The organism is Streptomyces muensis (assembly GCF_021474425.1).
Classification (GTDB): Bacteria; Actinomycetota; Actinomycetes; order Streptomycetales; family Streptomycetaceae; genus Streptomyces; species Streptomyces muensis.
The window spans coordinates 1-13,043 of sequence record NZ_JAKEIP010000016.1 but is presented as its reverse complement, the minus strand read 5'-3'; the positions used below and the strand labels follow the sequence as shown (position 1 = coordinate 13,043).

Genomic DNA, 13,043 nt, shown 5'->3' with positions numbered 1-13,043 from the left:
CCGGAGGCGGTGCCGGCCCGTCGCCCCGCGCGTACGGGCCGGCACCGCGCTGCCGCCCGGGTCCGGCCCGGGCCGCCACCGGCCGCACACGAGCTGTCACACATCAAGGGGAACGATGAGGGATACGGGACAACCGGGCCGCGCGGCCCGATGGAGACGGAAGACCGCGCTGGCTTCCGGAATAGTCATGATCGCCACGGTGCTCCAAGGCGTCACCGCCCCGGCGGGCGCGGGAGCCGTGGCGGACGACGGGCGGGGCCGGCCGGCCCTGCCGAAGGCGGAGCGGCCCGTGGCCGGCGCCGCGGCCAAGACCAAGCCCCGCACGGTGGAGCGCGGCCCGCGCACCCCGCGGACCGCGCCCAAGGCCGAGTGGCCCGGGGCGGGTTCGGGCCGGGTGACCCTCACCGGGACCCCGGCGGGTCAGAAGGGCGCGAAGGGCTCGGCGAGCGCGAAGGGCGCGAAGGGCGGCGCCGCCCAGGCTCCGGTGAAGGCCGGCAAGCTGCCGGTCTCCGTCGGCGCCGCTAAGGCACGTGGTGCCGCCGGTGCCGTGCGGGTCGAGCTCGCCGGGCGTGGGCAGACCAAGAAGGCCGCGATCGACGGCCTGCTCGTGACGCTCGCCCCCGAGCGCACCGGCTTCACCGACGGCGCCGCCCAGGTACGCGTCGACTACCGCGACCTCGCACAGGCCTACGGCGGCGGCTACGGCGCCCGGCTCCGCCTGGTCCAGCTGCCCGCCTGTGTCCTGAAGACGCCGGAGCGGGCCAAGTGCCGTACCCAGAAGCCCGTCGAGACCGTGAACGACACGGAGGCCGGCGCGCTCACCGCCCCGTCCGTGCGGATCGCCTCCGCACAGCCGACCGTGCTCGCGGCCGTCGCGGACGACAGCGCGGCCACCGGTGACTACAAGGCGACCACCCTCGCCCCGTCCGCGACCTGGCAGACCAACCTCAACACCGGTGACTTCGCCTGGTCCTACGACATGGGCGTCCCCGAGGTGCCCGGCGGACTGAAGCCCAGCATCGGAATCGGCTACTCCTCCGGCTCCGTCGACGGCCGCACCACCGAGACCAACAACCAGTCCTCCTGGATCGGCAGCGGCTTCGACATGTGGCCGGGCTATATAGAGCGCCGCTACAAGCCGTGCGCCGAGGACGGCGTCGAGAACAGCGACGGCATGAAGCCCGGCGACCTGTGCTGGGGCTACGACAACGCCTTCATCAGCTTCAACGGCAAGGGCGGCGAGCTCGTCCCCACCGGTACCGACGGCGAGTTCAAGCTCCGCCAGGACGACGGCACCCGGATCGCCCGGCTGACGTCCACCAACCGCGGCAACGGCGACGACAACGGCGAGTACTGGCGGCTCACCGACCCCGACGGGGTGCGCTACTACTTCGGCTACCACCGGCTGCCCGGCTGGGCCGACGGCAAGAAGACCACGAACTCCACGTGGACCGCGCCCGTCTTCGGCGACGACACGGGCGAGGCCTGCCACGCCGCCGCCTTCGCCGACTCCTGGTGCCAGCAGGCCTGGCGCTGGAACCTCGACTACGTCGTCGACCCGCGCGGCAACGCCATCGCGTACTACTACACCCAGGAGAAGAACTCCTACGGCCGCAACCTGAAGGCCACCGACGACACCCGCTACACCCGTGGCGGCCACCTCGACGAGATCCAGTACGGCCTCAAGTCGTCCTCGATGTACGGCACTCCGGCGCTCGCGAAGGTCACCTTCACCAACGCCGAACGCTGCCTGCCGGACGCGCAGACCACCTGCTCGTCCATCTCCACCGACTCGGCGTACTGGTACGACACGCCCTGGGACCTCAACTGCGACGAGGGCAAGGACTGCGACGACGGGCGCCTGTCGCCCACGTTCTGGACGCGCAAGCGCCTCAGCGAGGTGACCACGCAGGTCATCGACGCCGCCGGCGCCTACCAGAAGGTCGACTCCTGGAAGCTGGCCCACCGCTGGGGCATGGCCGACATCGACTACCAGCTGCTGCTCGACTCCATCCAGCACACTGGCCACACCGCCACCCCCACGGTCACCCTGCCGAAGACCACCTTCAGCTACACCCAGCTGGAGAACCGGCTCGACAAGACCGGTGACGGCTTCGCCCCGTTCATCAAGTCACGCCTGTCGACGATCGCCGACGAGTACGGCGGCCAGATCGACGTCAACTACTCGGCACCGGCCTGCGACTGGGCCGCCCTGCCCACCCCGCAGACCAACACCACGCGCTGCTTCCCGCAGTACATCGGCGGCAGCTCCACGGAGGACCCCGAGCGGCACTGGTTCAACAAGTACGTCGTCACCTCCGTGACCGGCACCGACCGCACCGGTGGAGCGCCCGACCAGGTCACCCGGTACGAGTACCTGGGCGGAGCCGCCTGGCACTACGACGATGACGACGGTCTGACCAAGGAGAAGTCCAAGACCTGGTCCCAGTGGCGCGGCTACGGACACGTCCGCGTCAAGACCGGCGGTCAGGGCGGCGACACGGCGATGAAGTCGCAGTCCGACTCCTACTTCCTGCGCGGCATGGACGGCGACCGCGAGTCCCCGACCGGCGGCACCAAGAACGTCAGCGTCACCCTCGGCGAAGGCGAGGGCGACCCCATCACCGACCACGAGGCGCTCGCCGGCACCACCTACAAGACGGTCGGCTACTCCGGCAACGGCGGCAAGGCCCTCACCAAGACCGTGAACCGCCCCTGGTACCACCAGACCGCGAAGAAGACCCGCGACTGGGGCACGGTCACCGCCAACTTCACCGGCGTCGCCCACACCAAGACCTGGACCTCCCTGGACGACGGGGCGGGCGCGTCCTGGCGGACCACCTCCACCGCCACCTCGTACGACACCGTGGCCGGACGGGTCACCCAGGTCGACGACTTCGGCGACAACACCACCGCCGCGGACAACCGCTGCACCCGCACCACCTACGCCACCAACAGCTCCGACAACATCCTCGGCCTGCCCGACCGCGTCGAGACCGTCGCGAAGTCCTGCGCCGACCCCGTCGACCGCTCCAAGGAGGTCATCTCCGACGTCCGCACGGCCTACGACGGCGGCGCCTACGGCGCGGCCCCGACCAAGGGCGACGTCACGGCCACGGCCCTGCTGAAGAAGCACGACGGCACCACGGCCAGCTACCTGGAGTCCGGGGCGACCTTCGACTCCTACGGACGGGTCCTCACCAGCACCGACCTCACCGCGAACGTCACGGTGACCGGCACGGGCGCCCCCGTGCGCACCGCGCGCACGGACGGCCGTACCACCACCACCGACCGCACGCCGAGCACCGGGTTCGTCACGAAGACGACCACGACCACACCGCCGGCGAAGGCCGGGGACGCCACCACGGCCCTGGTCAGCTATGCCACCCATGACCTCCGCCGCGGCCTGCCGCTGACCCAGACCGACGCCAACGGCAAGGTCACGACCTTCACCTACGACGCGCTCGGCAGATCCTCGAAGGTGTGGCTGGCCGACCGGCAGACGACGCTGACCCCGACGTACGAGTTCGACTACCTGGTCAGCGACGGCCAGCCGGTCGCGGTCTCCACCAAGGCGCTGGGCACCAACGGCAGCCAGGTCACCGCGTACAGCCTGTACGACGGGTTCCTGCGCCAGCGCCAGACGCAGAAGCCTGGCCCGGACGGCGGGCGGCTGCTCTCCGACGCCTTCTACGACGAACGCGGGCTGACAGCCAAGACCTTCGACACCTACTACGCCACCGGGGCGCCCTCACGGACCCTGTTCAAGCCCGCGGACGCGCTCTCGGTCGAGACCCAGACCCGCACCACGTTCGACGGTATGGGCCGGCCGACCGTGAGCGAGCAGATCGCGGGCAACGGCGACGGCGGCACGGTGCTCGGCACGACCCGCACGAGCTACGGCGGCGACCGCACCACGGTCGTCCCGCCGGTGGGCGGCACCGCGACCACGACCGTCACCGACGCCCGCGGGCGGACCACGGAGCTGCGCCAGCACCACACCCGCTCCGAGCAAGCCGCGTTCGACACCACCCGCTACACCTACACCCCGCGCGGCGAACTGGAGAAGCTGACCGATCCGGCGGGCAACGTCTGGAGTTACACCTACGACCTGCTCGGCAACCTCAAGACGACCGTCGACCCCGACCGGGGCCCCAGCTCCACCGAGTACGACGACCGTGGCCAGGTCCTGTCCATCTCCGACGACCGGTCCACCGACCTGTACTACGTCCGCGACGGGCTCGGCCGGCAGACCGAGCTGCGGGAGAACAGCGCCACGGGCCAGCTGCGGGCCAAGTGGGTCTACGACACCATCAGCGGCGCGAAGGGCCACCTGGCCGAGTCCACCCGCTACGTCGGCTCCGAGGCGTACACCAACAAGGTCGTCGCCTACGACCGGCTCTACCGACCGCTGCGCTCGACCGTGACGATCCCCGCGAGCGAGGGAGCGCTCGCCGGTACCTATCTGTCGGCCACCGCGTACAACGTGGACGGCTCCGTCCGCACGACCGGCTCCCCGGCGGCCGGCGCCCTGCCCGCCACCACGGTGGCGTTCACCTACGAGGACCAGACCCAGCGGCCGATCGCGCTCAGCGGCAGCCAGGGCATCGACTTCGCCACCAGCTACAGCCTCACCGGCAGGCCGCTCCAGTTCGAACTGTCGAACAACGGCGGCAAGAAGACCTGGGTGACCAACACCTACGAGTGGGGCACCGAGCGTCTGGCCACCTCCCGGGTGGACCGTCAGGACGTGGCGGGCGTCGACCGTCACAACACCTACGGCTACGACCAGATGGGCAACGTCCTGTCCGTCTCGGACGTCTCCCGTTCCGGCACGGACACGCAGTGCTTCGACTACGACCACCTGCGCCGCATGACCACGGCCTGGACCCAGTCCACGACCACCTGCGCCACGGCACCGAGCGGGCAGACGGTCGGCGGCCCCGCGCCGTACTGGCACTCCTACACCTACGACAAGGTGGGCAACCGGGAGACCGAGACCCTGCACGACGTCACCGGTGACACGGCGAAGAACACCGTGCGCACCTACGACTACCCGGACCCGGGCAAGCCGCGTCCGCACGCCGTGAACACGGTCACCCAGACCGGTCCCGGCGGCACCGCGCAGGACTCCTACGGCTACGACGTCGTCGGCAACACCGACACCCGCACCCTCGCGGGCACCACCCAGGACCTCGACTGGGACGCCGAAGGCCATCTGGTCAAGGTGACCAAGCCGGTCGAGGGCAAGCCGGACGACATCACCGAGTACGTCTACGACGCGGCCGGCAACCGGCTCATCGCCCGCACCTCGAAGGAGAACACGCTCTACCTCGGCGCCACCCGGATCACCGTGGCCAAGGGCGGCACCACCGCCGAGGCCACCCGCACCCTGGACCTCGGCAGTGGGCACCAGGCCGTGATCGACAACGACGGCTCCGTCTCGTTCACCATCGCCGACCACCTCGGCACGGGACAGCTGGCGGTCGACGCGGGAAGCCAGCAGCTGACGCAGCGTCGCATGCTGCCCTTCGGCGGTGCCCGCGGCACCGAGCCGAGCAACTGGCCCGGTGTCCAGGGCTTCGTCGGCGGCGTGGACGACACCGAGTCCACCGGATTGCAGCACCTCGGCGCCCGTGAGTACGACCCGGCGACCGGCCGGTTCCTCTCGGTCGACCCGCTGCTCACCCCGGGCGACCCGCAGGCACTGAACGCCTACGCCTACAGCAACAACAGCCCGCTCACCTTCAGCGACCCCGACGGCCTCGGCTGCATCCACGGTGCGCCGGGCGGCGGAGCGGACGGAATCTGCGCGGGCGTCGAAGGCGACACCGACGGCGTCATCGACGGCACCTCCAACAACTGTCAGCGGACGCAGTCCTGCTACGACACCGCGGTCAAGATGTCGGAGGAGGCGAGGAGGAACGGCACCTACGGCAAGAAGCCGATCGTCATCGCGCCCAAGGGTGACTCGATCACCATCCAGGGCGTCTACATCCCGACCCAGGCGGAACTCGCCGAGCACTTCCCGTACTACCACGAGCGCCTGGACTACCAGCACAACCTCCAGAACTGGGCGCGAGCCCGCTGCACAGGCCTGAACAACATGGGCTCGGAGTTCTGCTCCGCGGTGGGCAAGCTCGGCTGGTTCGGCGACCAGAACGGGCCGGGGATCCTGGAGGTCCTGGGCGTCGACGACTACATCGGCTGCATCAGGGGCTCAGGCAGCGCCTGCAAGGCCGCGGCGATCGACGCAGGCATCGCGGTGGGCACCGGACTGCTGGGCAAGGGCGCCAAGGTCGTCTTCAAGGGCTTCAAGGCGGCCCTGAAGAAGACGGACTCCGTACCCATCCAGTGCCTCGTCGGAGGCGGCCGGCACAGCTTCACGCCGGGCACGCACGTGCTGATGTCCGACGGGTCCAGCAAGCCGATCGAGGACGTCAGGCTCGGCGACAAGATCGTGGTCACCGACCCGGAGAGCGGACTGACCACGACGCGGACCGTCGTCGCCACCATCATCACCAAGGACGACAAGCACTTCATCGACCTCACGGTCTCCCGCGAGGGTGTCCGGGGCGCACAGTCACTGACGTCCACGACGACGCACCCGTTCTGGTCGCCCTCCGAGGGCACCTGGGTCGACGCCGGTCACCTCGTACCGGGTATGACGCTGCGCACCGTCGACGGCGGCACGGTCCGGGTCGAGAAGACCCGCGAGTACCACAAGCTCCAGCGCACGCACGACCTCACCATCGACGACATCCACACGTACTACGTCGTCGCCGGTGCGACCCCGCTCCTCGTCCACAACGACGACGGTGGGTTCGACTGGGAAAAGGGCCTGGCGGAAATCAAGGAGACCTGGGACGGCGGTGATCTGGACGACGACGGCAAGCACTCCCCGCGTGGCAACCAGGCGGAGAACAAGGAGTTCAGGGACGCGCTGAAGAAGATCGAGGGCGAACTCGGACGCGACGTCACCCCCGCGGAGCGCCGCATGCTGCACGACCGGATCACCGGCCAGGGCTACGGCTACCATCGCATCGTCGAGGAAGGCAGGGGGCTGTTCGGTGGCTGCTGAGCTGCGGGTGGACGAGATCACCCGAATCCTGACGGGCGCCGTCGCCCACTCCGTCGGCAGGGCCGTGGACATGGGCATCGTCGAGTTCCGCGGCCCCGACGGCGAGGAGGTCATGGTCCACATGCAGTGCCCGTTCCGGATCGTGCACGACGCGAAGATCATCCTGGGATCCGCGGACATGCGGTACCCGCAAAAGGGCGCGGGAGAGCAGGCCTTCGATGAATTTCGCATGGTCTACGACGCTCGCGCCACGAAGATCAACAAGATTCTCGGACAGCTCCGTCCCTCCGTCGACGGTGTGACCGTCGGCGCGGCGGGCGAGCTCACCGTGGCCTGGGAGCAGGGCTTCCGGCTCGAGGTGTTCCCCGACTGCTCGGGGAACTTCGAGGCCTGGCGGGCTTTCGTCCGTGGTGGAGCCCACCACGGATTCCCGCCGGAGACCATCTGACGCGGTCCGGCATCGCCACGCGGCCCCCTGCTCCCCGTACTCGGGAGCAGGGGGCCGCTTTTCCAGTACTGACAATTCCGGGGAGACTACGGATGGCGATGACTGTATGCACCTGGTTTCTGGAAGCGGTGACGCGGCGAAGTGGCGCCGAACGCTCGATGCCGTCTGCGCGTTCCTGAGGTCCAGGGAGTTGTACTTGCGGAGCGGTTGTCGCGAGGAGGAGGTGAGAGAGGCCCTCGACGCCCTGAGCCAGGAGTTCCGGCCCGACCCGTCCTCGTGGATCCTGGCGCTGCGAGGCCTTCTGGTCACCGCGGTCCGGCAGACAGCGGATCCGCCACGGCGCGGAGCTGACATTCGACGGAACGGCGGATCTGACGCACGGGCCGGCATCCGCTCCCGGTGCGCTATCGGTCCCTGCCGAGCAATGGGAAGAACTGGTGGGTGCCACCGTGGTGTCGGCGGTGGCATTCACCTCCGGTGGGCTGCGCGTCGCATTCGATACCGGGCACCATCTGAACGTCCGCGGGGACGATCCCGAGTTGGTGGTGCGCGTTCGAAAGCCGGGTGACTTCCATTGGGCGTACCGCGGCGGAATCGGCGCCATGACGTACCTCGGCGCTGACAGCCCGTAAGGAGAGACCCGGGGCCGGAATGCCGTGCGCTCGGAAGCCGGGGGGCGCCACCCGACCACAGGCCCGCCCCGCATATGGTGATCCGGTGAACGGCGACTGGCTCATCCGCGGCCGTGACGGCCGCCTCAGCGTCTATCTGCCGACCGACGAGGCCGTCCTGTGCCGGGCGGAACTCGGACCCGGCGGCCCCTGGGAACCCGCGCGCACGGTCGGCGGCGACCAGAAGCTGCGCCCCGGCCCCGCAGTCGGACAGGGCGCCGACGCCTACGCCCATCTGGCCGCCTGGCGCCCCACCAAGGCCGGCGAGGCGGGCCTCGTCCACTCCACGCACTTCCGCCCGCGCCTGGCCGCCCTGGACTGGATCCCCATCGGCCACCCGAACCAGACCGGCGACCGCACCGGCACCCCCGCCGTCACGGTCGACGCGCAGGGACGCGCCCATGTCTTCGTCCGGAACAAGGGCGGCGGCGTGAGCATGCGCGGCCAGAAGGAGGCCGGCGGCTGGGGCCCCTGGCGTGACCTCAAGGGCCGTTCCGTACAGGACCACTTGGCCGCCGTGACCGGCGAGTCCGGGCTCGTGGAGCTGTACGCGGCCGTCCCCGGAGCCCTGCTGCACTGGCAGCAGGAGAAGCCGGGCGCCGTCCCGGTCCTGGAGGAGGCGATGGAGACCCCGGTCCGCCCGGGCACCCTGCACGCCCTGGCCACCTCCGCCGAGCACACCACCCTCTTCTTCGCCGACGACTCCGGCGACCTGCGCGCCTGGCGCCCCGGCACCAAGCCGGTGACCCTGCTGGCCTCCGCGGGCCCCGGCCCGGTCTCCGCGATCCGCTGCGAACTCGACGGCCACGACTGCACGTTGCTCGCCCAGCGTTCGGCGAGCGGCCGCGTCGCCTTCGCCGCGTATCCGACGGAGCAGGAGTCGGCCGGGGCGTGGTGGACCGAATCCGGCCCGCAGTTGCCCGCCGACGCGGTGGTGGCGCTGGCGGTGGACGAGGACGAGCGCGTGGTGGCGGCTTCGGTGTCCCCGTCGACGGGCCAGCTGCTGATCACCCGGCGCAAGGACGAGCCGGGGCTGGCGCTGGAGGCTTGGCGGGAGGTCTGAGGCGCCTGAAATCCCGGTCCCGGTATTTCAGCCCTGCCTACCGACAACGCCGGTGCCCCGCACACCAACTCGGCGTGCGGGGCACCGGCGTGCACAGCGGAGCGTTACGCCGGGACGCTCGCCACGCCCGGTGCCAGGAACTTCTTGCCGTTCACGCGCTCGGAGACACCCTCGCGGTCCAGGTACGGCGTGATGCCGCCCAGGTGGAAGGGCCAGCCGGCGCCCGTGATCAGGCAGAGGTCGATGTCCTGGGCCTCGGCGACGACGCCCTCGTCGAGCATGAGCCCGATCTCCTGGGCGACGGCGTCGAGGACGCGGTCACGCACCTGCTCCTCGGTCAGGACGGAGTCGCCCTGCTTCAGCAGCGCGGCGACCTCCGGGTCCAGCTCCGGCTTCCCGGAGTCGTAGACGTAGAAGCCGCGCTTGCCCGCCTTGACGACGGCCGCGAGGTTCGGGGAGACGGTGAAGCGGTCCGGGAAGGCCCGGTTGAGGGTCTCCGAGACGTGCAGACCGATCGCGGGACCGACCAGCTCCAGCAGGACGAGAGGAGACATCGGCAGGCCCAGGGGCTCCACCGCCTTCTCCGCGACCTCGACCGGCGTGCCCTCGTCGATGACGTTCTGGATCTCGCCCATGAAGCGGGTGAGGATGCGGTTCACGACGAACGCCGGGGCGTCCTTCGTCAGCACCGCGGTCTTCTTCAGCTTCTTGGCGACGGCGAAGGCGGTCGCCAGGGAGGCGTCGTCCGTCTGCTCGCCGCGGACGATCTCCAGCAGCGGGAGCACGGCCACCGGGTTGAAGAAGTGGAAGCCCACGACCCGCTCGGGGTGCTTCAGCTTCGACGCCATCTCGGAGACCGACAGCGAGGAGGTGTTGGTGGCGAAGATGGCGTGCGCCGGGGCGACCGCCTCGACCTCCGCGAACACCTGCTGCTTGACGCCGATCTCCTCGAAGACGGCCTCGATGACGAAGTCCGCGTCGGAGAAGCCCTCGGCCTTGTCCAGGACACCGCTCACCAGCGCCTTGAGGCGGTTGGCCTTGTCCTGGTTGATACGGCCCTTGCCGAGCAGCTTGTCGATCTCGGCGTGGACGTAGCCCACACCCTTGTCGACGCGCTCCTGGTCGATGTCGGTCAGCACGACCGGCACCTCCAGGCGGCGCAGGAAGAGCAGCGCGAGCTGGGAGGCCATCAGACCGGCGCCGACGACACCGACCTTGGTGACCGGACGCGCCAGGTTCTTGTCCGGCGCCCCGGCCGGACGCTTGCCGCGCTTCTGCACCAGGTTGAAGGCGTAGATGCCGGAGCGCAGTTCACCACCCATGATCAGGTCGGCGAGCGCCTTGTCCTCGGCGTCGTAACCCTGCTGGAGGTCACCGTTCTTGGCGGCGGCGATGATGTCGAGGGCACGGTAGGCGGCCGGAGCGGCGCCGTGCACCTTGCTGTCCGCGATGAAGCGGCCCTTGGCGACGGCCTGGTCCCAGGCCTCACCGCGGTCGATCACCGGACGGTCGACCTCGACGTCGCCCTTGACCACCTGGGCGGTCCAGATCAGCGACTGCTCCAGGAAGTCGGCGCCCTCGAAGATGGCGTCGGCGATGCCCAGATCGAAGACCTGCTGGCCCTTGAGCTGCTTGTTCTGGTTGAGGCTGTTCTCGATGATCACCGAGACGGCCTTGTCGGCGCCGATCAGGTTCGGCAGGATCGTGCAGCCGCCCCAGCCGGGCACCAGGCCGAGGAAGACCTCGGGGAGCGAGAAGGCCGGGAGCGCCTTGCTGACGGTCCGGTACTTGCAGTGCAGACCGACCTCGACGCCACCGCCCATGGCGGCGCCGTTGTAGTACGCGAAGGTCGGCACGGCGAGGCCCGCGAGGCGCTTGAAGACCTCGTGGCCGCCCTTGCCGATGGCCAGCGCGTCCTTGTGCTCCTTCAGCAGCTCGACGCCCTTGAGGTCGGCGCCGACGGCGAAGATGAACGGCTTGCCGGTGATGCCGACGCCGACGATGCCGCCGTCCGCGGCCTCCTTCTCGACCTGGTCGATGGCGGCGTTCAGGTTCGCCAGCGAGGCCGGGCCGAAGGTGGTCGGCTTGGTGTGGTCGAAGCCGTTGTCCAGCGTGATCAGGGCGAAGCGCCCGGCGCCGAACGGCAGGTCGAGGTGACGTACGTGCGCGGACGTCACTACCTCGTCGGGAAACAGCTCGGCTGCGCCCTTCAGAAGCTCAGCGGTGGTGCTCACTTGTCGCCTCCGGCGTCCTTGTGGTTCGGGTTCTCCCAGATCACCGTGGCGCCCATGCCGAAGCCGACACACATGGTGGTGAGGCCGTAACGGACCTCCGGCTGCTCCTCGAACTGACGGGCCAGCTGCGTCATCAGACGCACACCCGACGAGGCGAGCGGGTGGCCGTACGCGATGGCGCCGCCGTACTGGTTGACGCGCGCGTCGTCGTCGGCGATGCCGTAGTGCTCCAGGAAGGCGAGCACCTGGACCGCGAAGGCCTCGTTGATCTCGAAGAGGTTGATGTCCTCGATCGACAGACCGGCCTTGGCGAGGGCCTTCTCGGTGGCCGGGATCGGGCCGTAGCCCATGACCTCCGGCTCGACGCCCGCGAAGGCGTACGAGACGAGACGCATCTTGACCGGCAGGTTGTTCTCGCGGGCGAAGTCCTCGGACGCGATGATCGAGGCGGTGGCGCCGTCGTTCAGACCCGCCGCGTTACCGGCCGTGACGCGGCCGTGGACGCGGAACGGCGTCTTGAGACCGGCGAGGCTCTCCAGGGTCGTGCCCGGGCGCATCGGCTCGTCGGCGGTGACCAGGCCCCAGCCCGTCTCGCCCGCCTCGGCGTTGGTCCGGCGTACGGAGATCGGCACCAGGTCCTGCTGGATCTTGCCGTTGGCGTACGCCTTCGCGGCCTTCTCCTGCGAGCGCACCGCGTACTCGTCGGCGCGCTGCTTGGTGATGGTGGGGTAGCGGTCGTGCAGGTTCTCCGCGGTCATGCCCATGAACAGCGCGGACTCGTCGACCAGCTTCTCGCTCACGAACCGCGGGTTGGGGTCCACGCCCTCGCCCATCGGGTGGCGGCCCATGTGCTCGACACCACCGGCGATGACGGCGTCGTACGCGCCGAAGGCGATGGAACCGGCGACCGTGGTGACGGCGGTCAGGGCGCCGGCGCACATACGGTCGATGGAGTAGCCCGGCACGGACTGCGGCAGCCCCGCGAGGATGCCGGCGGTACGGCCGATGGTCAGGCCCTGGTCACCGATCTGCGTGGTCGCGGCGATGGCGACCTCGTCGATCTGCTTCGGGTCCAGACCCGGGTTGCGGCGCAGCAGCTCCCGGATCGCCTTCACGACGAGGTCGTCGGCACGGGTCTCGTGGTAGATGCCCTTCGGGCCCGCCTTGCCGAACGGGGTGCGGACGCCGTCGACGAAGACGACGTCCCTGACGGTACGAGGCACGATGGCTCTCCTCCAGATGCGGGATGGCACTGCTGCACTGCGCAAGCGCTGAGCGCGCGCTCAGGCCCATGCTACTTACGAGTAACGTGGCTGCACAGTCCTGGGGGCGGGAGCGGCGAACGTCACATCAGAGCCGACGGTGCTGGAGCGCCCCGATAGGGGCGCGGGGCTGTATCGATGTGCGGCTCCGCCGCGTGGGCGCGACCAGCCACAACGCACCCGCAGCCACCAACGGCGCTCAACGAGACGGCGGCGCAGTGGACCCCCGAGGAGTCAGCACAGGCGTGGGCACCGGATGCGACCCCACCCCACCCCCCACGATC

Annotated in this window: 6 protein-coding genes; 4 read left to right on the top strand and 2 right to left on the bottom strand. The window is 69.9% G+C overall.

The genetic code is table 11. The annotated features are described in order from the left end of the window. Positions 1–187: 187 nt before the first annotated feature. From L0P92_RS06755 to L0P92_RS06740, 4 genes are all read left to right on the top strand, one after another. The gene (locus L0P92_RS06755) at positions 188–7,081 is read left to right on the top strand and encodes a polymorphic toxin-type HINT domain-containing protein (RefSeq protein ID WP_234761598.1); all 6,894 of its coding nucleotides are present in this window, start codon (positions 188–190) and stop codon (positions 7,079–7,081) included. Next, a complete protein-coding gene (locus L0P92_RS06750; protein WP_234761597.1) occupies positions 7,071–7,529 on the top strand; it encodes a hypothetical protein in 459 nt (152 codons plus the stop codon). Before L0P92_RS06755 ends, L0P92_RS06750 begins: the two co-directional genes overlap by 11 nt. 329 nt (positions 7,530–7,858) lie before the next feature. Next, complete coding sequence (locus L0P92_RS06745) at positions 7,859–8,161, top strand: DUF6188 family protein (protein WP_308289638.1); 303 nt, start codon at positions 7,859–7,861, stop codon at positions 8,159–8,161. Positions 8,162–8,246: 85 nt separating this feature from the next. Next, positions 8,247–9,263, top strand: coding sequence for a PLL family lectin (locus L0P92_RS06740; RefSeq protein ID WP_234761596.1), 1,017 nt, complete (start codon positions 8,247–8,249; stop codon positions 9,261–9,263). Positions 9,264–9,367: 104 nt separating this feature from the next. On the opposite strand, the gene L0P92_RS06735 is transcribed toward L0P92_RS06740, so the two are convergent. Both L0P92_RS06735 and L0P92_RS06730 read right to left on the bottom strand, forming a co-directional pair. Beyond that, positions 9,368–11,497 carry a 3-hydroxyacyl-CoA dehydrogenase NAD-binding domain-containing protein gene (locus tag L0P92_RS06735; protein ID WP_234761595.1) on the bottom strand — a complete coding sequence of 710 codons (2,130 nt, stop codon included), beginning with the start codon at positions 11,495–11,497 and terminating at the stop codon, positions 9,368–9,370. Further along, a complete protein-coding gene (locus L0P92_RS06730; protein WP_234761594.1) occupies positions 11,494–12,720 on the bottom strand; it encodes a thiolase family protein in 1,227 nt (408 codons plus the stop codon). The genes L0P92_RS06735 and L0P92_RS06730 overlap by 4 nt, the downstream gene beginning before the upstream one ends. Between the last annotated feature and the right edge of the window lie 323 nt (positions 12,721–13,043).

Coding starts and splice junctions, on each gene's coding strand:
- L0P92_RS06755 (WP_234761598.1), top strand. CDS start 188: ATGATCGCCACGGTGCTCCAAGGCGTCACCGCCCCGGCGGGCGCGGGA.